Origin of the sequence: Legionella sp. km535, from assembly GCF_003990085.1 — a bacterium.
GTDB lineage: Bacteria > Pseudomonadota > Gammaproteobacteria > Legionellales > Legionellaceae > Legionella > Legionella moravica.
In genome coordinates this window covers 90896-115046 of sequence record NZ_RZGU01000004.1, presented here as the reverse complement: position 1 = coordinate 115046, position 24151 = coordinate 90896, and the positions used below count along the sequence as shown (strand labels likewise).

Below are 24151 nucleotides of genomic sequence, written 5' to 3'. Positions count from 1 at the left end.
AAATCGCCTTGCGTTTAAATGGGCAATTCTCAACAGAGTGAATTTAAATTGAGCGCACATTACACCGTAAAAGCAAAAGATGGAGTGGGTGATAGTCTGGCAGCAGCGTACTTTATTTTTTTTCTCGCAGCTTCATTCTATTTGTATGAATTTATTCTTCAGGTTGCGCCAAGTGTCATGGCAGAATCCATGATGAAAACGTTTGGTGTGACTGGTCAAGGATTTGGTGTTATTTCAGCCTTTTATTTTTATGCTTATGCTCCATCTCAGTTACCTGCCGGTGTTTTGTACGATCGCTATGGTCCCAGAAAACTAATGACATTTGCCATTATTTTATGCGCCATAGGCTCTGCATTTTTTGCTTCAACTGACAGTGTGTTCACTGCGTGCATCGGAAGATTTTTGATTGGTATAGGCTCTGCATTTTCTTTTATCGGTGTACTGGTGCTTATTTCACGCTGGTTTCCACCGTATTATTTCGCCATACTTGCAGGTATTGCTCAGTTGATGAGTTCAGTAGGTGCCATGTTTGGTGAAATGCCTCTTGCTGCATTAATTGATCATGTTGGATGGCGTAATGCAAGCTTCATTTTGTCAGCGGTGGGGTTTATCCTGGCTGGCTTTTTTTGGGCTTTTATTCGCGATTATCCTCATCAACAGAATCAGTCGATTCCTGAACATTATTTAAGGGATGAATGGAAGCGTCTGGTTGCTGTATGCAAGCATGCCCATACATGGATTACAGGTGCTTATGCTTTTGCCATCTGGACTCCTATAGCAGTTTTTGCTGCACTATGGGGTGTCCCTTATTTACAGGAAAAATATCAAATTAGCGTGGTTGCTGCATCAGGGTTATGCAGTATGATCTGGATAGGAATCGGTATAGGAAGCCCCTTATTAGGTTGGCTGAGTGATCGCATTCAAAGCCGGCGTATCGCCTTGATTATTAGTGCTGTATTAGGATTGTTTGCAACGTTAACATTGCTTTACTATCCAGATCTGCCTTATAGCTGTTCTTACCTTATTTTGTTTATTCTTGGTTTGGGTGCCGGGGGACAGACTGTAAGCTTTGCTGTCGTTAAAGAAAACAACCCCCCTGAGTTGGTTGGCACCGCATCAGGATTTAATAATTTATCTGTTTTAATTGGTGGAGCAATCTTTCAGCCTATGGTTGGTTATATTCTGCAGAACACTGGGTCCTGGCGATTGGTCAATGGGGTTCATGTATATGATATTTCCAGTTACCAAACGGCTTTATTAGTCATGCCACTGTGCTTTTTGGGAAGCTTGCTAATCTCTGCATTTTTGATAAAAGAAACACATCCTGCTCACCGACATTAACTACATTCTAACGGGGCGGCATTGATTTTTTTTCAAGTTACTCCATTAGTGTGGCAAGAAATGCACCTCGTAAAGAGGTGCATTAATCAGATAACTCTTACGAAACATAATGAGATTTATAACGAAAGTTCACTTTGTTCAGTGCTCTCTTCCCGATGCTCCAGGTTGTTGCCCAAATCATCATTTGCTCTAAAATTGGGTTGATAAAATCGATGTATATTCTTAATAAATGTGCTTTCTAGCGCGGTATTTTGACTTACGGGTGTAGTGGATTCAATACTGGAGATGTTATCCACAATTTTTGAGAGGGTAAGTATTATTGATGATGTTCCTGCGATAAGGATAGACACCCCCATATAAGCACTCAATGGCATTAGTGGTAATACGAAAGGAAGTATGGCCAAACCGCCAATAGCGGGTATAAGCCATGCAATTGAATAACAGACACTGAGTATAGTCTTATAAACGAGTGTATCTCTCCACTCTTTAGAGTTGGCTTCAATTGCCTTTAAGGCGCTATCCAGGGATATGGTATTCTGGCTTATTTGAGAAATTATTGTATACAGCTTTTTGTAATGATCTAATACTTCTGATTGAGAAATGGAGTGCTTGCTATAAAATCGTTCAGAATAAAAGTCCCTTATTTTTTGCAGGTCTTTTCTTGTGTTTATTAAAACATCATTATGACCCTCGGATATTAGATCAGGGCATTCGCGTTGAGCTATTTGCCTTTCATCTTCAATTAAATTTTGAAATACTTCAAATTGTTTATCAATAGCTTGAAACTTGCTGCTTAATGTCATAATGCATCCTTAGTGATTTAATCTTCGATTGGTATTCTATAGCGCTTGAATTGGGTATTCAAATAACGAAGTACTGGCTTTGTATGGTCATAATGCTGATGTATTTTCTAAAACAGATGATTTATTTTGCCGTATAAAAGTCAATGTAATGAATATCAAAAACAACAATTCAACCAAATTACAATAAAGTCCGAAGTGAAGATTGTTATGATTGTGATAAAACAGGCTTGCAAGCTCAATACCGATGGCTCCAACAATCATCACACTTAAACTGATCAGGGCAGATGCGGTTCCTTTGCTTACTGAAGTGACAAACAAGCAGAACCGGTTTAACGGTGCGTTAATGATACTTAATGCAAAAAAATAAATAATTACACCAGGAATTAAATAGATGTAATTATTTCCGTAGAAATAAGGTAATACAGCCATTAGAATAATTCCTGCGGTTAATATGACGCAACCCAAATAAATAATGCTTTTAAGTTCCATCTTGTAGGTCAGGCGGTGTAAAAACCAGTTTCCTAATATCGTTGCGCCAAAAATTGGCAGTTGCCATAATCCGTACTGAATGACTGTTAATTTCGCCTCTGTGATCATAATTATTGGCGCCAGGGCAATCCAGGCAATGCAGGGAATGCCAACCAGGGCTATTGCCAAGGCACTGTAACAAAATGTCGCATTAGAGAGTAATTCCCAGTAGTTTTTAAATACAGTGGGCAATGAAAATGATGCTCTTGGGATCTGGTGACCGTCTTTTTTGATTTGACCTATTGGTTCAGGCATGTATCGATACAACCCCCAAAGAGCCAAAATAGCACAGAGAGCGATCATTACAAAGATAACTCTCCATGAGGTGTAGTGAATAATAATGGCACCTAATATTGGTCCTAACAGGGGTGCTAAAATCGCAGCATTAGCCATGATTGCTATTAAGCGAACAGCGTCCATTTCTTCGAACAGCTCTTGGATGGTTGCATAGCCAATAACGCCTATAAAGCATAATCCCATACCCTGGAAGAATCGGGCTGTCAGAAACTGATCCATGGAGTGTGAACAGGCAATCAGTAAGGTAAACACGAAGAACAAGCTTGCACCAAGTAACATCATGGGTCTTCTGCCATAGGCATCAGACACTGGACCAAGGATTAGCTGGAGACTGGCTCCACCGAGAATATATACTGTAAGTGAGGTTGCAACCATAGATTCAGGCGCATTAAATGAAGTCACTACATGAATCATCCCGGGCATGATCATGTCATTGGCTATATACGTAAGAAATTCATACAAGACTAAAAAACAGGCAAAGGTTATGGCATGTCTGCGTGATATATTAATAATTGGTTCAGACATAGCATGTGCCTTATGAATCAAATTTTATTGAACAGTAGTATAGTATATACCTGCTCTACCCCGTTTTTCGATAGAAATATCAATCAATATGAAAAAAAAACTCACATCATCTGGCGTAAAAATTCCTGCAGATGATGTTTGTCTTCTTGGTGGCTCAGATACGTTTTTAAGCGAGTTATAGAATTTGAGTACTCATCATGATTAATGACTCCTCTGATCAGTTCAAAACGCAAATAAACGCAGTAGGTATTCAGGACATCAGTCTCACAATAATCTCTTATTTCTTTAATCTGACCTGCAGCATAGTGTTCCCATACTTTTGATCCGCTCATTCCCATTTTACCCGGGAAACCGAGCAGGGTGGATATGTCATCTAGCGGTGCAAAGGCTTTATTTTGATATCCTGCAATAAGATCCATCAGATCAATATGGCGATAATGGAATCTGCTTAAATAATTGTTCCATTTAAAGGATTGCTGATGTTCGCCAGTTTCCCAGTAAGTTGGGGCACTTATACCGTGCAATAAAGAGCGATAGTGTAAAACTGGTAAATCAAAACCGCTACCATTCCAACTGATCAGTGTTGGAGTGTGTTTATCAATACCGGCAAAAAAACGAGTAATTAATTCTTTTTCATCAGAATTCTCATCTCCGAGAGACCATACTTTAAGCTGAGAACCTTGGCTGAGTACTAATGAAATAGCGCAAATTTTTTGTAGGTAGTGAGGAAGAAAATCGTTCCCTGATTTTGCTCGCCGTAGCGCAAACATGGCTTGCGAGATTTCATTATCGGATAAACCATCCAGATCATATAATCTTCGACCTGCATCGATGTCGGGTATGGTTTCAATATCAAATACGAGTACGCTCATGATGCCATTAATGGGAGTTAATAAATTAAAATTGTATCATGGGGAGTAAGGTATGGCTATTGATTAGGAACACGACGGTCTGGTGACAACTATTGTCTTTTGTAGGATATAGCCAGGTTCTTCATGTTCTTGTTTCGACCTGTAAATGGCATGGATTGTGAAGATTAAATTTGCTACTATAGTTTCTTTAGGTACAACATACCTGGATTTTTAACTTATTAATATCATGAATTATAAACTGTTTACTCTTTTATTCTCGGTATTGCTGCTTAGCTCCTGTGTAAGTCATCCGCCCAGAGATGTAAATAATATATGCAATATATTTAAACAATATCCTAAGTGGTATTCTGATGCTAAAGATGTAGAAAAACGGTGGAAAGTTCCTGTTCCAGTCCAAATGGCTATTATTCATCAGGAGTCTAAATTCGACGCCAGTGCGAGGCCGCCCCGTACTAAACTCTTATGGATAATACCATGGAAAAGACCTTCAACAGCTTACGGTTATACCCAGGCATTACGGTCAACATGGAAACAGTACAAGCAAGACAATGGCTGGTTTTGGTCCTCTCGCGATGATTTTGCTGATGGAGTTGATTTTATCGGCTGGTATGCCAATCAAGCCGCTGTCAAAGCCGGAATACCGAGAACAGACGCTTATTCGCTTTATTTGGCTTATCATGAGGGAGTTGGCGGATATCAGAGAAAAACTTATCTGCAGAAGCCCTGGCTTATATCAGTGGCGCGTAAAGTGAAAGTAAAATCACAAACTTATGCCATGCAACTTAACTCATGTCCGGGGACAATGAAATCCCATTCATGGATCTGATTAAGTGATTGGTGTCTGGCGCGAGATCAATCACTAAAAATTTTATAATATTTCACTGGATTGGTATTATACTATAATTCCAGTCTTTAAATTTAGACCAATTATTAAGGAGTTTTTGATGCGGTTAATGCTTTTAGGTGGTCCGGGTGCAGGAAAAGGAACCCAGGCTTCGCGTTTAATTGAACGTTATAAAATTCCTCAAATTTCAACAGGAGATATGTTACGAGCAGCAATAGCTCAGCGTACTCCCTTGGGTTTAAGCGCTCAAAAGATTATGGAAGCAGGCGGTCTTGTATCCGATGATATTATAATTGGTTTGGTTGAGGATCGCTTAAAAAAACCAGATTGCGCAAACGGATTTTTATTTGACGGTTTTCCCAGAACCATTGTTCAGGCAAATGCTTTAAAGAACGCCGGAATTTCTTTAGATCATGTGATTGAAATTGCAGTAGATGATAACGAGATTATAGAACGGATTAGTGGACGTCGAATTCATCAACAGTCTGGACGGGTTTATCACGTTATCAATCATCCACCCAAAAATCCTGGAGTTGACGATCTGACGGGCGAACCCTTGATTCAACGTGATGATGACAAGGAAGAAACCGTGCGTAAACGATTAGAGGTTTATCATTCTCAAACTGCACCGTTAATTACTTATTATAAAAATTGGGCTAATGAAGGCTCTAGTGACGCACCTCAATTTCACACAGTTGTTGGTACAGGAACTGTAGATCAAATTTTTGATGAAATTGTGACGTTACTTGAAGTTAAGGAATAAATATGCCAAGCCAAACTTTAGTTAGCGCTGATTTTGAATCATTAATTAACGAAAATGAATTGGTTTTTATTGATTTTTGGGCTGAGTGGTGTGCTCCGTGCAAACAGTTTTCAATGGCCTATGAAAAAGTATCTGATCAATTTCCAGGTATTGTATTTGCCAAGGTCAATATTGAAGAGCAACAAGATCTGGCTGAATTTTTTGAGATTCGCTCCATTCCCCATCTTATGGTATTCAAAGACAGCATAGTGATCTACTCGGGCGCAGGAAGTATGCCCGAGCCGACGCTAAAGGAATTGGCTCAACAGGCCCTGGATGCTGATGTTACTGAAATACGGGCTCAACTTGAGCAGGATAAGCAGTAAGATTCGCTATATATTCTTTTAGTTCATTTTTACTGGCGACGTCCATTGACAGTTCAAGTTTGGTTCGTCGCTCTAGTACATCATCGGCGCTTTTTGCCCACTCCTCTAAAATCAGGTAATCCACCTCAACTTGATAGAGACTGTCTCCAAATTTTCTTCCCATTGCTTCAATATTTGTACATTGAGAAAGGAACAGTTCAGTATGACTGCCATAATTATAGAGATAGCGGTTGAGTAATTCAGGATCCAGCCAATGATATTTTTCTCTGGCATAGATCACATATTCGTTAAAACTCATTATACCTAATGTGGCACCAGGCAGTGGAGTGGTTTTGGTTCGAGACGGATGCATCTTGGGAAATATTGAAGACAGCTGATCCACAATGTCTTCCGCTAATTGTCTGTACGTTGTGATTTTACCACCAAGAATGGTCATAATCGGAGCTGGTACTGTATTGAATTCATAACTGTAGTCACGGCTTAACGACTTAAGATCTTTCCCTTGATTGGCAATAAGAGGTCTTATTCCACTCCATGAATATATAATATCTTCTTTGTGAATTTTAATTTTAAAATATGAATTAACCAGAGTTGTTAAATAGATGATCTCTTCTTCGCTAATTTCAATATGATCCAGAGCACCGGTGTATTCCACATCGGTAGTGCCAATCATGCTAAAGCCATGAAAGGGTATGACAAATACGACCCGTTTATCATCATGCTGTAAAAAGTAGGCGTGCTTTCCCTCGTAAATTTGAGGCACTACAATATGACTTCCTTTTACAAGGGTCATCTCGTTTTTAATAGAAGATTGTGTTAGCTGGGCTATGGATTTAACCCAGGGTCCAGAGGCATTGATAATGCATTTCGCATAGGTTTTATAAATAGGACCGTTACTTGGTTGAATGGTTAATTGCCATAGGTTATTCACTACTTCCGCTTGAATCACTTTAGCATGAGGGCGTATGCTTGCCCCATGATTTTTTGCTTGAATGGCATTAATAATCGTCAAACGTGCATCGTCTGTTGACGCGTCGTAAAATAAAAAACCTCGATTTAATTGGTTAATCAATGGATTAAAATAGGTGTTTTTTGGAGATCTGTGTATGGTTTTGCTGTTTGGTAAATGGTTTTTTCGGCTTAAATGATCGTAAAAAAACAATCCCAATCTTAATAGCCAGGAGGGACGCATGTGCTTTAGGTAGGGCAGGATAAATGATTGGGGATGGACCAAATGTGGAGCCAGATTTAATAAAGTTTGACGTTCATTCAGTGCTTTTTTAACCATTCCAAATTCATAATGTTCTAAATAACGTAAACCACCATGAATTAATTTGGTGCTGCTTGACGAGGTTTTAGAGGCTAAATCATCCTGTTCAAAAAGTACAACGGAGAGTCCCCTCAAAGCTGCATCTGCAGCACAGCCGCAACCATTGATACCTCCTCCAATAATTGCAACATCAAAAACCTGTCCCATGTTTTTGTCTCCGCCAGAAGAAAAAGTATAATTTAATAGTAAAGTATCTTTTGGTGAAAAGATATTTGAATTCGCTATTTCAAATGATTTAAATTCTTCATAAAGCAATTTATTTTGCTGAGTAGCTTATCTAGGTATGTTGAAAATAATTAGATAACCTGTCAACAGGACCTAAAAATTAAAGAGAAGACTCATGTACAAACAATTTCCATTAAAGTGTTCTCTTAATGGTCTTTTGATGTATTGATTAAGGTATCCAAGTTCAATAGTACTCACTTGAGTGGTTTTGTAACCGAGGCCAATAAAAGCTCGATTTTGATCTAAACCAACATTTCTCTGGATGTTAAAATGGTTGAGGTGATAAAAAAGCTCATCCATTGCAATAAGACTTAGTTGTTCATGATTAGGGATTGCATAGGCTAATCTAAATAATTGTCTGTATCTCCAGGCGGTATGATTCCTGTCTTGTATAAAACGTTCTTCAAGTCGAGATCTAAGCGTACCTGTAACCTGGCTGAACCTCTTGCTCCAAAGTAATTGCTGCCAGATTCTGTTTTCCTCAATCGGCCTTATGCTGAATGGTTGTGCTGTACGAATCCATGCATATCCAAGCCAGAAACTTGTGGTCGGAAGCACCTGGTATCCTAAGCCCGGGCGTAATAAGAGTTGTGACAGTTTGGAAGAATCATCTCCAAATCTGGCTTGATATTCGAGCCAATATTTAAATTTGGGGTGTTTTTTCGATATCGAACCAATGGCCGTAGTGTTAGTCCAAATTTGGAAATCGTTCTCAGTGGCACAACTGACAGTATGGATAAAGAAAATAATACAGCAGATGACGATTTTCCATATCGAGTTATTTTTTGCCTGGTAATCGTTTTCTATGTTTTGGCTCATTATAATCCTTATGATGCTAAACAAGGGGGTTGTTGACATGTGCTCCCTTAGCCTGTGTTCGCGCTTTATACGTGGAATCTAGTAAGGATCTCAATCATAGTAAGTTCATTTTAGTGAGATCCGTATAGACCCTGCGCATAAAGCGCAGGAAGTAGGGTCTATAGATGAAAGGTCAACAGCCACTAAGGCAACCATATTAATTCAAACTGTGGTGCTTATCTTCCGGATCCTCTTGAACAACCGCAAATTCTTCTGCATCATCAGCCTCCAGGGGAGCAGGGGGCTTCGTATATTCTCGAAATACACTAAATCGGTGAGAAGTTGATGCTGTTGAGCTGCTGGTATGATCGAACTGCTCCTTATCTGTGTCTTCAGGTATTGGCAATAAATGAGCAAGATTATCGACAGATAATGATAATTTATGCGTTATATCGATTAGCCCGGCATGTGCATCGTTCATTTCTTCTATCTGATCTCTAAATGTAATTATTTCAAGGTTCAGCTCGTCAATATCCGAGTTTAATTTTTTTAGCTGTTTTTTTAGATGTCTTTTCTCACAATAGTCGTGCGGTTCATCATGAATTTTTGTTGATAACTCCGCTTTTTGATGTTCCATTTCTGAAATGTGTACCATGAGTTCTCTCATAGGATCTACGGTTTGTTTTTTATTTGCCGCTTTCATTTCGATTAGTTTATCCATAATGATGTGACGTGTTTCAATTAAATGGTTCAATTTATCTGCATGGCGTACTGAAAAAGGCTTGTCAGTGAGGGGGCTGCTAATATAACGCTCCAGTATTGGTACTAATTTTCCCATTGTAAATTCAGTCAGAGTTAACAAATTATCTGTAGCAAGTAATTCCAATTCATTCGTTAAATGTGGCGCTAAAATGATTGCCAGATTTTTTGCTGACATCTTATTTGTTGTTTCAAATGAAGAGGCTATATGCATTAAATAACAGTAGTGGTACAACATTTCGCCTGTTCGTTGGTGTTCCAGAGATTTTGATAAAAGAAGTTTGTCGATAAATTCATCCAGGAGGATTATGGCCTCTGATATGATGTCTCCATTTAAATCTCCGGAGCCAATTAAACGGTGGAGCTTTTTTGTAAATACAGACAACATCTCATCGCTTGTGTCCAGTAATAGAATATCCTTCAATACAAGGTTAAACATACCTAATGTATTGTGTACGTTATCGCTGTTGGACTGCTCGTTAGCAAAAAGATATTGTTCCAATATGTTCCAATTAAAGCCCTGATCAATCAGTTGCTTTAATAATTCTTCTGTTTCTGACTTTGAGCCAGTAATTCTAAAGATTCCCTGGTTATTTAATAATTCAGGGTACCGTTGCATTAAAAGAGCTACGCAACGAAATGTATTTACGATTTCATGTGTACTGTATCTTGATTTTCCAGCCATGGAATTTTCTCCCTTATAAAACTATAAAATACATGGATTAGATTAAAATTAGTAGAGTGATACAGTGTCTTAATCTGGATTTGCTGTTTTAAGCGGGTACCGAGAGTTTTTAACTCATCCATTTAACGGCTATCGAGCCATTCTTCTAATGACTAACCCTGAGGTATAGAGAACTATCCCCGTTAATATCAGGCTTAGTGTTCGGTAAATATTGGGCGTTGAGGCTGCATCATAAATCAGGGCTTTGCCGGCAGCAAAACTTAATACAATTAAAACGGATTTCGCCATAATAAGATCATTTTTAATGTATGAGAAGGAAAGGACTATGAGTGCATAAATAAGCCATGAGCCAGAAACAGCAAGCGAGCCATAGTTAATGGTCATTTGATAAAGGGCCATGATACACAAAATATGGGCTGCTGCCAGAATGGAATAGATGTAGTTCTTGTTTTTTATTAAGACACTATAATGTTTTATGATTACAAACCAGAGACTCAAAAACGAGAACCATGAAACGACTGCCCAGGGTAAATTAAATTGCAAGAGCAGATGGCTCAGCATATTCAGATATTCAATTCCCAAAATTGAAGATAAGGCAATAATAGGAATAATTTTAATATTACTTATGCTTTTTAAACATATCTTCTCATGGAGTTGGCTATACCCGATAACAATGATCACAAATAACCAGGGCTTGATCTCGGGAGGTAACAGTTCCAGATATATGGAATGGAAGAAAACCAGGGTAACAAAGGTTAAAACGAGACCGCTACTGGATAATATACTATCGGGTGATTTTCTTTTAGCAGAGAGATTCAAGCCAACCAAAAAAGCAGCTGCAGCAATTGAAACCAAAGATGCGAGGGCTGGGTTCATTCTGCTGATGTAATAATATTCCATAGCATAAAATACCAGAAGCACCGGAAATAAACTCCAGGATTCCTTTACAGTGAGTGCATTATGGGTAAGACGTGTATAAAAATAAGTTGCCATGGAAAAAATAAGAAAATTTAGGGCCAGTGCACTTGCTATGATGGCATTCATATGCAAATTCAACCCTATAATTGCAGTAATCGAGATAGCCAAATAGGATGAAATTACAGTTAAAGTACGGGATTGCACCCATATTGAAAGAGTCGCAAAAGTTAAAGAACAAATAATGAAATAATACAGAGAGAAAAAAGCGTTAGTATCAACGTTAGTGACAAATGGGGCACTATAAGCTCCGATTGCAGCGATAACAGCATAAATGTCATGTTTAAATTGAATATAAAACCAAAGAGAGATGGCAGTAATAATACAGGTTATGGCAATAACAGTTTGAAAGGATATGAGAAAATAAAATTGAAACGCAGCAAAACAAGTCAGATATAAAATGGTTGACCCGGCTGCGGGTAGAAAACTGGCATATAATTTATCAGTATTGGAAATTAAAATTCCGGCAGCAAACAGAGCCAATCCTAGTAATGAAGCAAGACCCAATTGTTTTTCATGGGTAAGCCAACCCGAGTCAATGGATAACTTAAAGATAAATCCAGCGGCCAGAATAAAACAAATCGAAGAGACTACGCCTAACAAGTTTCCGGATATTGGTTTGGGAGTAACCTTAACTTCTTCTTGAAAGGCTATTTCTACAGGTGGCTTATTAATTTCCAGTTTGCTTTCAAGAGATGATATTCTTGATTGCAGCTCTTCTATCTTTTTTTCCAGCAATAGTGAAGACATGAATGTACCTGATTGTCATTATTTTATTGATTTTAGAACACTATCAAGGGTTAGTGGAAGATATTGAACCAATGTTTTAAAAATAAAGATTAAAATGACCTTTACTCCAAATGGTTTCACACTCTTGGATTTGAAAATAATTGACCTGCAGATGGATGTTAAAAACTCTCTATGAACGATTTCGCGCTTTACTTTGTAGTGCTATTCCTTCCGGGTGCAATATAAATAAAACGAAAGCCTGTTTTTGTCTTTTAAAAAAAAGTTTACACTGGTGTAAATGAAATTAAGAGACTGGTGATAATGAATTATATACTTGCCATTGATCAGGGAACGAGCAGTACTCGAGCTATGCTATACACCCTACAAGGGGAATTGGTTACAAGCAGTCAGTATACGCTCACTCAATATTATCCATATCCCGGATGGGTTGAACATGATCCAGAGGAGATTTGGCAAAAAACTTTATCGGCTGTCCGTGATGTAGTGAACCGTGTCGATGCTCATCAAATACTTTCTTGTGGTATCACCAATCAAAGAGAGACTACAGTAATCTGGAACAAGAAAACGGGAGCCTGTTTGGCTCCAGCAATTGTTTGGCAAGACAGGCGCACTGAGGATTATTGCAACTCTCTTTCCAAGTTTGTTTTGATGATCCAGGAAAAAACAGGATTGCTCCCAGATCCTTATTTTTCCGCAAGCAAATTACATTGGCTCTTGGCACATATTCCAGAGGCAAGGGAGTTGGCCTTAAACGGTGATCTGGCTTTTGGAACGATTGACAGTTTTCTAATATGGCGAATGAATGATGGCAACAAGCATTTAACCGATGTGACCAATGCCTCAAGAACCATGTTATTTAATATCCGAAATGAACAATGGGACCCAGAACTATTGGAGCTTTTTGGCATCCCGGAATCCGTATTACCTTCGGTATGTGCCAGTGACGGAGATTTTGGCGTTATTAATAGCAAGTGGTTGGGTTATGAAATTCCTATTAACGGTGTAGCTGGAGATCAGCAAGCCGCATTAATTGGCCAAGGTTGTTTTGAGGATGGCATGGTTAAAGCAACTTTTGGTACAGGTGGTTTTTTATTGCTGAATACAGGCAAAAATCCCGTTCTATCACAGCATAAATTACTCACTACTATTGCCTACAAAATTAAAGACACCATAGCGTATGGATTGGAAGGCAGTATTTATCATGCCGGTACGACGGTAAAATGGTTACGTGATGAGATGAAATTGATTTCCAGTTCCAGTGAAACGGAAACCTTGGCTCAAAGTCTGGAGAGTAATGACGGTGTGTATTTCGTATCTTCCTTTACAGGTTTAGGTGCTCCTCATTGGATATCAACAAAAGGCGCTGCAGTATTCGGGCTATCACGTTCCACAAACAGAGCTCATTTTGCACGAGCTGCATTGGAGGGGGTTTGTTACCAAACCCGTGAAGTTTTAAGTTGTATGCGAGAAGACAGTCGTTTGGATTTGACTTTATTACGCGTGGATGGAGGAATGGCGGTTAACCAATGGTTTTTGCAGTTTTTAGCGGATCAATGCCAACTCACTGTTCAAAAACCCAGAGATATTGAAACAACAGCAAGAGGTGCTGCTATTCTCGCTGCTGTTGGGTATGGTGTATTTGAATCATTGTCTGCGGTGCATCAAGTATGGGATACTGAACAAGAGTTGAAACCGAAAAGAAATATTAACGAGGTAGAAAGGGATTTTGAGGGATGGAACAGGGCATTGAGCCGTGTTAAGTCCGAAATTTAAATGAATTATTGTACATGGTATCAGACTGTGGTTGCCCTTCAAAAAAGTGTAATCCAATTAATAAAAGGAATTAGGATGAATTCTAGAAATCGTATATTAAGCGTACTGTTTACTGCCGCTTTCATGCTTTTAAATATAGATGTTTATTCGATGATCGATAAAAACTGGATTGATACTGAAATTAATAATTTCGCTAAAGATCATCCTGTTAAGGCTATGACCTACGGTTTATGGATCAATGGCAAACCAATTAGCATTAATGCACTTGGCCAATCCATGACAGCCGTTCCTGCTACAACAGCAATGCATTTTAGAATTGGCGGTATTACTGAAACAATGTTAACAACCCTCTTGATGCAAATGGTTGAACAAAAGATCGTTAGACTGGATGATAAAGTTTCCCGTTGGTTTCCCGATCTTCCTAATGCAAATCGAGTCACTTTGAAAATGTTGGCGAATAGCACCAGCGGTTATCCTGACTATGTGTACAATAAGAAATTTATTGAGGTAAGTACCAAACATCCTTTTAAGCAGTGGACTGATAATGAGATCATTCAATACGCCATGATGGATTCCCCAGTATTTCAACCTGGAACAAATCAAAAATATTCTCATACGGATTATGTTCTATTAGGGGATATATTAAGCCGAGTAAGCCACAAATCGCTTAAAGAATTATACCAGTCTGATCTTCTGGATAAATTGGATTTAACACATTCTCAATTCATTCGTACCGCCAATATTCCATGCCCTGTATTGCACGCCTTCAGCCAGGATAGAGGAGTGTACGAGGATTCTACTTTCTGGAATCCTTCCTGGACTTCATTTGGGGCAATGATCTCAACCATAAATGATCTGGGTGTTTGGGCAAATGCATGGATGAACGGGAGTATGCTGACCGAGGATTCGTCTAAAATATTACGCGCTCCAGATACAGTTGGCAAAGGGACAAATAAACGTGATGCCTATTTCGCTATGGGTTTTGTTGTGATTAATCACTGGCTCCTTCAGAATCCCAGTTTTGGTGGATACAGTGGAATATTCACTGTTCTTCCTGAAAAGAAATTAGTTTTTATTGCTTTTAATACGACGAAAAAATCCAAGGAAGATGCTGGTAATTTAAGTATGAAATTGTGGAAATCTTTAGCTCCCAAGCTCGCACCTGAATTTCCAATTCCAACTTTAGGGCACCATTAGGTGCACTGCCATTAAGCTAAGAACAATACACATTTAAAATGTAGGTTGGGCAAGGCCCAACCTACAAATATCCCTTAACTTAATGGCAGTGACCTTTAAGTGCTCAGGAGACTTGTGTAATAAGAGCTTTATGGGATGATGATACCCCCCACAATATGTGAGGTAGTAGAAAACAAAGTCAAAAACAAAATATTACCCATATTACGCAGTGATAATACGGGTATTGAATGTCGTTATTGGTTAAATAACATCACGGTTTTTTTCGCCAGTATACAATTGACGTGGTCTGCCGATTCGTGATTTGCTGGCAACCATTTCCATCCAGTGACTCATCCATCCAACAGTACGAGCCAAAGCAAACACTACAGTAAACATGTTTGTTGGGATACCTATAGCACTTAAAGTCAAGCCTGAGTAAAAGTCTACGTTTGGATACAGTTTTTTCTCAATGAAATAGTCGTCTTCAAGAGCGATACGTTCCAATTCCATAGCTAATTTAAACAGAGGCTCATCTTTTGCACCTACTGCTTCAAGGACATCATAGCAGGTTTTACGCATGACTTTTGCTCGTGGATCATAGCTTTTATATACTCTATGACCAAAGCCCATCAATCGGAACGGATCGTTTTTATCTTTTGCACGCTTGATATAATGCTCGATTCGGCTGACATCACCGATCTCTTTTAGCATATTTAAACACGCTTCATTCGCACCGCCATGAGCAGGTCCCCATAATGCGCCAATACCAGCTGATATACAGGCAAAGGGATTTGCTCCGGTAGAACCTGCCAGGCGTACTGTTGAAGTAGACGCATTTTGTTCATGATCTGCATGGAGAATGAATATAGTATCCATAGCTCGCACTAAAACGGGATCGGGAGTAGTGTCTTCAGATGGAACACCAAACATCATATGCAGGAAATTTTCAGCATAAGACATTTTATTTTGCGGATACATATAAGGCATGCCTGTGGAGTATTTATAACTCATAGCTGCCAGAGTAGGCATTTTGGCCACCAGGCGAATAGCCGATATAAAACGGTCATGTTCATTATTCAAATCCATGGAATCATGGTAGAACGCTGAAAGCGCTCCAACGATACCAACCATAATCGCCATTGGATGAGCATCGCGTCGGAAACCATTCAAAAATTGATACATTTGTTGATGTACCATTGTATGGTTGTTGATTAGGCTTACAAAAGATTTCTTCTCCTCAACATTGGGTAATTCACCATTGAGCAAAAGGTAGCTGACGTCCAGAAAATCTTTCTTTTCAGCTAATTGTTCTATTGGATAGCCTCGGTACAGTAAAATTCCCTGATCACCATCGATATAGGTAATTTTCGATTCGCAGGAGGCCGTTGATAAAAAACCTTGATCAAAGGTAAACACGCCGTTAGAACCAAGCTGGGTAATATCAATTACATCATTTCCCAAGGTTGGACTGTAGATGGGTAATTCAAGCGTGTCTTGACCTTCAATACTAAGTTTTGCAGTCTTTTGTGTCATTGTGTCTCCTGATTAATTGCATGCATTATCAGCATTCTTACTTTCGGTAGTGCGCGGAACTATATAAAAATGGGCACTTACAGTCAATTTAAACATCAAGTTCATCTTTAAAATGCCATGAATTAAGCTAAGATGAATGTTTTAAATCGAATTAATACTAATCATATCATCCCATAACGTAATTATGGTTTAGATTTTTATAGATGAACAGAAAAATATGAGGGCATCAAGCGAAATTTTATAAAAATGCCTATTTTATCACCTAAAAAAAAAGCAGTCGCTTACAAAGATTCAAGATGATTCAATTACACCCGTCGGTATGGTATCCTCTTACCCAAAATTAATATTAATCATCGAATAAGGATACGTCCAAATCATGGTTTATTTAGCCAAAGAAGTCTTACCCGTAAATATTGAAGACGAATTAAAACAATCCTATCTGGATTACGCGATGAGCGTCATAGTAGGTAGGGCTTTGCCTGATGTACGTGATGGGTTGAAACCCGTACACAGACGTGTACTTTATGCTATGAGTGAATTGGGTAATGACTGGAATAAACCTTATAAAAAATCCGCACGTGTTGTCGGGGATGTCATAGGTAAATACCATCCGCATGGGGATACGGCTGTTTATGATACTATTGTACGTATGGCACAGCCTTTTTCAATGCGATATCTCTTGGTTGATGGACAAGGTAACTTCGGTTCCGTTGATGGTGATGCTCCCGCTGCCATGCGATATACGGAAGTTCGTATGTCTAAAGTGGCACATGCATTACTGGCTGATTTGGACAAAGAAACCGTGGATTTCAGTCCAAACTATGATGAAACAGAATTTGCACCTGTTGTTTTACCATCGCGCATTCCCAATTTGCTAGTCAATGGCTCCTCTGGGATTGCTGTGGGTATGGCAACCAATATACCACCGCATAACTTAACAGAAGTAATTAATGCGTGTGTTGCCTTGGTTGATGATCCGGATACAAGTCTTGAAGATATTATGGATATCATACCCGGTCCGGATTTTCCAACTGCTGCGATAATTAATGGCCGTGCGGGTATTATACAAGGTTATCGTACCGGCAAGGGGCGGGTTATTATTCGTGCCCGAACCGAAATTGAAACGGACGAGAATTCAGGCCGTCAGGCAATTATTATTCACGAGCTACCTTATCAGGTTAATAAAGCTCGTTTGGTAGAGCGTATTGCTGAACTGGTCCGAGATAAGAAAATCGAAGGAATTTCCGGACTTAGAGATGAGTCTGATAAACAGGGCATGCGTGTTGTTATTGAATTAAAAAGAAATGAAGTTGCAGATGTCATTTTAAATAACCTGTTTGCTCATACCCAGATGCAAAATGTTTTTGGTATTAACATGGTTGCGCTGGTAGATGGACAGCCACGTACCCTGAACTTAAAACAGATACTGGAGTATTTTATTAAGCATCGTCGTGAAGTAGTGACTCGACGTACCCTTTTTGAATTGAAAAAAGCCAGAGCTCGTGCGCATTTGTTGGAAGGTTTAGGCATTGCATTGGCAAATATAGATGAAATGATTGCTCTAATTAAACAATCGCCAACCCCGCAAGAGGCGAAAGAGGCATTACTAGCTAAATCCTGGCAACCTGGTCTGGTTAAAGCAATGCTTGATAAAGCCGGTTCCAATGCATCAAGGCCTGATGATTTAACTGATGAGTTCGGTTTAAACGCAGACGGATACAGATTGTCAGCAGCTCAGGCACAGGCGATACTTGAATTAAGATTGCATCGGTTGACCGCTCTTGAACAGGATAAAATTCTGAATGAATTTGAAGAGCTATTGAAGTTAATTAAAGAGCTATTGGATATTCTGGCATCTCCAGAGCGATTAATGCAGGTTATTCGTGAAGAATTAATTGATATTAAAACTCAGTTTGGTGATGAGCGACGTACTGAGATAACTGCTTCTCAGGAAGATTTAACCATAGAAGATTTGATTACTGAAGAAGACGTGGTGGTCACTTTATCTCATCAAGGCTATGTAAAATATCAGCCCATATCCGCATATCAAGCCCAGCGTCGGGGTGGTAAAGGAAAATCTGCAACTCACGTTAAAGATGAAGATTTTGTTGCGCGTCTTGTTATTGCAAGTACTCATGATACCTTATTGTGTTTTTCTAACCACGGTAAACTCTATTGGTTAAAAGCATATCAGCTTCCTTTGGCTAGCCGCATTTCACGTGGACGTCCGATAATAAACATCCTTCCACTAGCAGAAGGTGAAGAAATCAATGCGATGCTTCCTGTTCGTGAATACACAGATGGGTCTTATGTATTTATGGCAACCAAAAAAGGAACTGTCAAAAAGGTACCTCTGGATGCCTTTAGTCGTCCGCGCTCAAACGGTATTATTGCTGTAGATTTGGATGAAGACGACAGCTTGGTCGGTGTCGATATTACTGATGGTGAACGTGACATCATGCTGTTTACTGATGCAGGAAAAGTTATACGTTTTGCTGAAAGTAAAGTACGGCCGATGGGGCGCACTGCACGTGGAGTGCGAGGAATTAGAATTGAAGAGGGACAAGAGGTTAAATCTCTTGTTGTTGTTCATCCAAACGGTACTATTTTAACAGCCACAGAAAATGGATATGGAAAACGCACGGATATTGACGAATATCGTGTATCCGGTAGAGGTGGGCAAGGTGTTATTTCAATTCAGGTCACTGAGCGAAACGGTAAAGTAGTCCGTTCAATACAGGTTACTGATGGCGATGAAGCGATGTTGATTACCGATAAAGGAACACTAGTGCGCTTTAAGGTCAATGAGCTATCCGTTATCGGGCGAAATACTCAAGGAGTCCGTTTAATCAACGTCAGTTCTGGAGAGTTGGTTGTGGGCATGCAAAAAATTGAAGATTTGGGTGAAGAGACTGAGGAATTGGAAGAATTAGCAACCGATACTGAAGAAAATAACAATGAACACCAGGATTTATAATTTTGGTGCAGGACCAGCAATGCTCCCTGAGCCAGTACTTAAAGCGGCTCAGGAAGAACTACTTGATTGGCACAACCTCGGAATGTCCGTTCTTGAAGTAGGACACCGTACTACCCATGTAATGGATATGCTGGAGTATGCTGAACAGTCACTCAGACAATTGCTTGGTATTCCTGACAACTACCAGGTTCTTTTTCTTGGAGGAGCTGCTCGTACTCAGTTTGCCATGATCCCTATGAATTTCTTACATCCCGGGGAGCAGGCTGGGTACCTGGTTAGCGGCATTTGGTCTCACATGGCTTTTCAGGAAGCGAGCATGTTAAAAAATGCCTACTGTTGCTTCAATGAAGAGTCAAAAGGTTATCAATCAATACCTGATCCTAAAAGTTGGGAAATAAAAAATAATACTCAATATGTGTATTACACTCCTAACGAAACGGTCAATGGAGTCCGGTTTCCTTTCATCCCCAAGACTGGAAGTATCCCCTTAATTGCTGATATGACCTCGTGTTTGCTTAGTGAACCACTTGATATCAGGAAATATGGATTGATTTTTGCCGGAGCTCAAAAAAATATTGCCAATGCAGGTTTGACATTGATTATCGTGCGCAATGATTTGTTAGAACGGGAAGCCAATCCGGTCATACCCACGATGTTAGATTATAGAACTCAGGCAAAGAATCATTCGCTTTATGCCACTCCTCCTGTGTTTAACTGTTATCTTGCTGCCAAGATGTTTGATTGGATTCGGGATCAAGGTGGGGTAGAAGCATTATTTCGCTTAAATTGCTTAAAAGCCGCAAAATTATATCAATTTCTTGACGCCTCTGACTTTTATACTACGACTATAGACAGAGAAGCGCGTTCCCTCATGAACGTGTGCTTTTCTCTGAAACAACCGTCTTTGGAAGATCAATTTATTGCATTGGCTGAGCAGCGCGGTTTATGTGCACTAAAAGGTCATCGGTATGTCGGGGGGCTTAGAGCCAGTTTATATAATGCAATGCCAATGGCGGGTGTTGACGCTTTAATTGATTTCATGACTGAATTTGCAAAGGAACATAACCAGTGAGCAGACTGAATTTTGTAAGTCACCCCGTCCATTCAATCAAGGGTGAACTCAATGTCCCAGGCGACAAATCTATATCCCATCGCTCCATTATATTTGGTGCGATAGCCAAGGGTATTACGGAAGTGCAAGGTTTTCTTGATGGTGAGGATTGCATGGCTACAATCAAAGCGTTCCAATCAATGGGAGTCGCTATTGAGGGTCCTCATAAGCAGCAAGTGCTAATTCATGGTGTTGGAAAGCATGGTTTAAAAAAACCGGATCGTATCATTGATTGTGGCAATTCAGGAACCAGTATGCGGTTGTTAGCTGGTTTACTTGCCGCGCAGGATTTTGACAGCACATTAACAGGGGATGAAAGTTTATTAAAAAGACCCATGCTTCGTATTAGTAAACCCTTGAGCCAAATGGGTGCCTCTGTAAATACTCATGAAGGGAAACCCCCAATCACTATTAAAGGTGGGCAAAAATTAAAGGCAATTGACTACGTCATGCCTGAGGCCAGTGCGCAGGTGAAGTCCTGCATCTTGCTAGCGGGTATTTATGCCGAGGGAACAACACGAATTACAGAAACCGGTGTGAGTCGAGATCATACAGAGCGGATGTTAAAAACATTTTCATATCCTATTAAAAACGATGGGCATACTATAGAGATTAACGCTAATGGAACGTTACAGGGTACCCACATCATCGTGCCAGGCGACATTTCCTCAGCAGCCTTTTTTATTGTTGCCGCAACAATCATCCCAAGTTCAAATATTGTCATCCGTAATGTCGGGATCAATCCTACTCGCATCGGAGTTATCCATATTTTAATGGAAATGGGAGCCGATATAACTCTTGTGAACAAGCGATTTCATGGCGAGGAGCCTGTCGCTGATTTGTGCATTAAATCTGCAAAACTAAAAGGAATTCACATTGCTGAGGAGATGGTACCTCTTGCAATAGATGAGTTTCCTATATTGTTTATCGCGGCTGCCTGCGCTGATGGAGTAACTACTCTTCGCGGTGCCAAAGAGCTGCGTATGAAAGAGAGTGACCGCATTGGGTCCATGGCAAACGGATTAGAACAGTTAGGTATTGATGTCTGTGTATTTGATGACGGAATACAGATTAAAGGCGGAATGCTCAAGGGTGGCGTAGTGGACAGCTTTGGTGATCACCGCATTGCGATGTCTTTTGCAATCGCAGGCGCGGTAGCTCAAAAGTCCGTAACTGTCCTTAACTGCGCCAATGTAGCCACTTCATTTCCTGATTTTGTAACAACAGCCAATACCCTTGATTTTAGAATAGAGGACATAATTGATAATGTTTGATAAAAATGTACCCGTGATAACGTTGGATGGACCTAGTGGAACCGGTAAAGGAACGATTTGTCATTTGCTTGCGAAACATCTTAATTGGAATATGCTGGACAGTGGCGCTATTTATCGTGTTCTTGCCTATGCGGCCAGACAAAAAGGACTGGACTTTAATGATATCAATCCTTTGATTGATTTGGCAGTGACTCTGGATTTGCGTTTTGAATCCTCTGAACTGAATGAAACCAAAGTCATTCTTGATGATAAAGATGTGTCACAGCCTATTCGTAGTGAACAATGCGGTCAAGATGCTTCAAAAATTGCGGTAATACCTGAGGTAAGACAAGCTTTACTTGAACGGCAACGAGATTTTGCCCAGCATCCTGGTTTGGTTACTGATGGAAGGGATATGGGTACAGTGGTATTTCCTGACGCTATTTTGAAAATATTTCTCTACGCAAATGAGGAAGAAAGAGCAAATAGACGGTATTTACAGTTGAAAGATAAAGGAATTAATGTTAGCCTCGCCCAGGTTGTTGAAGAACTGGTTAAACGTGATACAAGGGATACCGCACGGACTCATGCTCCGCTGAAACCGGCAGAGGATGCAGTGCAGATCGATACAACTGGATTATCAATTGTACAAGTGTTCAATAATGTATTAAAATTATTGGATGAACGATTGAAAAGTTTATAGAGTGTTGTTTGTTGGGGGAAAGGTGAGCGGAACTCATTCTTTCATTTTTTTACTAAAGAGTTTATTAACATGTCTGAAAGTTTCAAAGAACTATTTGAGCAAAGTATTATCGGCGCTCAATTTTATCCTGGTGCGATTATTACTGCCAAAGTTATTGGTATAGATGATGACTACGTCACTTTAAATGCTGGATTAAAATCCGAAGGTATTGTAGCCGTAGAAGAATTTTATGACAAAGATGGCGCACTGGAAATTAGCCTGGGTGATACTGTCGAAGTGGCATTGGATTCAGTTGAAGATGGCCACGGCGAAACGCTGCTTTCAAGAGAAAAAGCCAAACGTCAGGAAGCCTGGCGTAAATTATCCAAATCCCATGAAAATAATGAAACAGTTACTGGTCTCATTTCTGGCAAAGTCAAAGGTGGCTTTACCGTTGAAATTGGAACCATACGTGCATTTTTACCTGGTTCGTTAGTAGATGTTAGACCTGTAAGAGATCCTTCTTACCTTGAAGGTAAAGAACTTGAATTCAAAGTAATCAAGATGGATCTGAAGCGAAACAATATCGTTGTTTCTCGTCGTGCAGTTGTCGAGGAAGAAAGCAGTGCAGACAGACAGGCTCTGCTTGAGTCACTGCATGATGGCCAAGAGCTTCATGGTATCGTTAAAAATCTTACCGATTACGGTGCATTTATCGATCTGGGTGGCATTGACGGCTTGTTACACATCACTGATATTTCCTGGAAACGTGTTAAACATCCAAGTGAATTATTATCAGTAGGCCAGGATGTTAAAGTAAAAGTATTGAGTTTTGATAGCGAAAGAAACCGTGTTTCTTTAGGTATGAAACAATTAGGCAATGATCCTTGGGTTGATTTGGTAGAGCGTTATCCCTTAACCAAACGTTTACAAGGTAAAGTAACCAACATTACTGATTACGGTTGCTTTGTTGAAATTGAAGAAGGCGTTGAAGGTCTGGTACACATGTCCGAAATGGATTGGACCAACAAAAACGTTCATCCAAGTAAAGTCGTTTCAATGGGTGATGTAGTTGATGTTATGGTTCTTGAAATTGATGAAGACAGACGTCGTATCTCTTTAGGTATGAAGCAATGTGTTGGCAATCCTTGGCAACAATTTGCTGCATCTCACAGCAAAGGTCAAAAAGTTAGTGGTAAAATTCGTTCAATTACTGACTTTGGTATCTTTATTGGCCTGGATGGAGAAATTGACGGTCTGGTTCACTTGTCTGATATTTCCTGGACTGTACCTGGCGAAGAAGCAGTGAAACAATTTAAGAAAGGTCAGGAGTTAGAAGCAGTTATTCTGGCTATTGATCCTGAGCGTGAGCGTATTTCTTTAGGCTTAAAGCAGCTTGAAGGGGATAACTTCACCAGTTTTGCTGATTCATACACTAAAGGTGCCATTGTTAAAGGTACTGTAACAGCAGTTGATGCTAAATCAGTGACTGTTGCATTAGCTGATGACATTACCGGTACTATTCGTGCCAGTGAGCTTTCTGATGAGCGTGTTGATGACGCAACCACTCTTGTTAAAGAGGGTGATGAAATTGAAGCCAAAATCATCAACGTTGACAGAAAAAATCGCTCAATTAGCCTTTCTGTTAAAGCTAAAGACGCACAAGATGAAGCTGAAGCAATTAAGAAATACTCAAGAGCTGAAGGTACTTCAACAACTCTTGGTGATTTATTGAAAGAAAAAATGGCCAGTAAAGAAGGCGAATAGTCTCTAAACGGTCACAACA

At 39.7% G+C, this 24151-nt stretch carries 19 protein-coding genes; 11 read left to right on the top strand and 8 right to left on the bottom strand.

Features of this window, described 5'->3' with window-relative positions; all coding sequences use genetic code 11:
• The first annotated feature begins 48 nt into the window (after positions 1-48).
• Positions 49-1341: an MFS transporter gene (locus tag ELY21_RS03710; RefSeq protein ID WP_370272471.1), complete on the top strand. Its 1293-nt coding sequence runs from the start codon at positions 49-51 to the stop codon at positions 1339-1341.
• A gap of 116 nt (positions 1342-1457) precedes the next feature.
• Here ELY21_RS03710 and ELY21_RS03705 read toward each other — a convergent pair whose 3' ends face one another.
• The 3 genes from ELY21_RS03705 to ELY21_RS03695 form a co-directional block, all read right to left on the bottom strand.
• Positions 1458-2144: a DUF5638 domain-containing protein gene (locus ELY21_RS03705; protein WP_127107007.1), complete on the bottom strand. Its 687-nt coding sequence runs from the start codon at positions 2142-2144 to the stop codon at positions 1458-1460.
• An 87-nt stretch (positions 2145-2231) separates the two neighbouring features.
• Positions 2232-3494, bottom strand: coding sequence for an MFS transporter (locus ELY21_RS03700; RefSeq protein ID WP_127107005.1), 1263 nt, complete (start codon positions 3492-3494; stop codon positions 2232-2234).
• 101 nt (positions 3495-3595) lie between these two features.
• Entirely contained in the window at positions 3596-4366 is a 771-nt protein-coding gene (locus tag ELY21_RS03695; RefSeq protein WP_127107003.1) for a 3'-5' exonuclease, read from the bottom strand.
• A 226-nt stretch (positions 4367-4592) separates the two neighbouring features.
• On the opposite strand from ELY21_RS03695, the gene ELY21_RS03690 reads away from it, so the two are divergent.
• The 3 genes from ELY21_RS03690 to ELY21_RS03680 all read left to right on the top strand — a co-directional run bounded on the left by ELY21_RS03690 (position 4593) and on the right by ELY21_RS03680 (position 6338).
• A complete protein-coding gene (locus tag ELY21_RS03690; protein WP_127107001.1) occupies positions 4593-5192 on the top strand; it encodes a hypothetical protein in 600 nt (199 codons plus the stop codon).
• Between the two features lie 118 nt (positions 5193-5310).
• Positions 5311-5973 (top strand): adenylate kinase, encoded by a 663-nt coding sequence (gene adk, locus ELY21_RS03685; RefSeq protein WP_127106999.1) that lies wholly within the window; start codon positions 5311-5313, stop codon positions 5971-5973.
• A gap of 2 nt (positions 5974-5975) precedes the next feature.
• Complete coding sequence (locus ELY21_RS03680; RefSeq protein ID WP_127106997.1) at positions 5976-6338, top strand: co-chaperone YbbN; 363 nt, start codon at positions 5976-5978, stop codon at positions 6336-6338.
• Here ELY21_RS03680 and glpD read toward each other — a convergent pair.
• The 4 genes from glpD to ELY21_RS03660 form a co-directional block, all read right to left on the bottom strand.
• A complete protein-coding gene (gene glpD / locus ELY21_RS03675; protein ID WP_127106995.1) occupies positions 6298-7815 on the bottom strand; it encodes a glycerol-3-phosphate dehydrogenase in 1518 nt (505 codons plus the stop codon). The genes ELY21_RS03680 and glpD overlap by 41 nt on opposite strands.
• A 171-nt stretch (positions 7816-7986) precedes the next feature.
• Positions 7987-8712: a DUF2490 domain-containing protein gene (locus ELY21_RS03670; protein WP_127106993.1), complete on the bottom strand. Its 726-nt coding sequence runs from the start codon at positions 8710-8712 to the stop codon at positions 7987-7989.
• Positions 8713-8908: 196 nt separating this feature from the next.
• Positions 8909-10135, bottom strand: a complete 1227-nt coding sequence (locus ELY21_RS03665; protein ID WP_127106991.1) for a RhoGAP domain-containing protein — start codon at positions 10133-10135, stop codon at positions 8909-8911.
• Positions 10136-10264: 129 nt separating this feature from the next.
• On the bottom strand, positions 10265-11860 hold the full coding sequence (locus ELY21_RS03660) for a DUF2339 domain-containing protein (protein WP_127106989.1): 1596 nt from the start codon (positions 11858-11860) through the stop codon (positions 10265-10267).
• 300 nt (positions 11861-12160) lie between these two features.
• On the opposite strand from ELY21_RS03660, the gene glpK reads away from it, so the two are divergent.
• Positions 12161-13633, top strand: coding sequence for a glycerol kinase GlpK (gene glpK, locus ELY21_RS03655; protein WP_127106987.1), 1473 nt, complete (start codon positions 12161-12163; stop codon positions 13631-13633).
• Positions 13634-13708: 75 nt separating this feature from the next.
• Entirely contained in the window at positions 13709-14830 is a 1122-nt protein-coding gene (locus ELY21_RS03650; protein WP_158618505.1) for a serine hydrolase, read from the top strand.
• A gap of 240 nt (positions 14831-15070) precedes the next feature.
• On the opposite strand, the gene gltA is transcribed toward ELY21_RS03650, so the two are convergent.
• Positions 15071-16342 carry a citrate synthase gene (gene gltA / locus ELY21_RS03645; protein WP_127106983.1) on the bottom strand — a complete coding sequence of 424 codons (1272 nt, stop codon included), beginning with the start codon at positions 16340-16342 and terminating at the stop codon, positions 15071-15073.
• Positions 16343-16718: 376 nt separating this feature from the next.
• On the opposite strand from gltA, the gene gyrA reads away from it, so the two are divergent.
• The 5 genes from gyrA (at position 16719) to rpsA (ending at position 24132) form a co-directional block, all read left to right on the top strand.
• Positions 16719-19319, top strand: a complete 2601-nt coding sequence (gyrA, locus tag ELY21_RS03640; RefSeq protein WP_127106981.1) for a DNA gyrase subunit A — start codon at positions 16719-16721, stop codon at positions 19317-19319.
• Positions 19300-20391, top strand: a complete 1092-nt coding sequence (serC, locus tag ELY21_RS03635; protein ID WP_127106979.1) for a 3-phosphoserine/phosphohydroxythreonine transaminase — start codon at positions 19300-19302, stop codon at positions 20389-20391. The genes gyrA and serC overlap by 20 nt, the downstream gene beginning before the upstream one ends.
• A 5-nt stretch (positions 20392-20396) precedes the next feature.
• Positions 20397-21704, top strand: coding sequence for a 3-phosphoshikimate 1-carboxyvinyltransferase (gene aroA / locus ELY21_RS03630; protein WP_233588656.1), 1308 nt, complete (start codon positions 20397-20399; stop codon positions 21702-21704).
• Positions 21697-22386: a (d)CMP kinase gene (gene cmk / locus ELY21_RS03625; protein ID WP_199741630.1), complete on the top strand. Its 690-nt coding sequence runs from the start codon at positions 21697-21699 to the stop codon at positions 22384-22386. The genes aroA and cmk overlap by 8 nt, the downstream gene beginning before the upstream one ends.
• Positions 22387-22455: 69 nt before the next feature.
• Complete coding sequence (rpsA, locus tag ELY21_RS03620) at positions 22456-24132, top strand: 30S ribosomal protein S1 (RefSeq protein WP_028384528.1); 1677 nt, start codon at positions 22456-22458, stop codon at positions 24130-24132.
• Positions 24133-24151 lie beyond the last annotated feature (19 nt).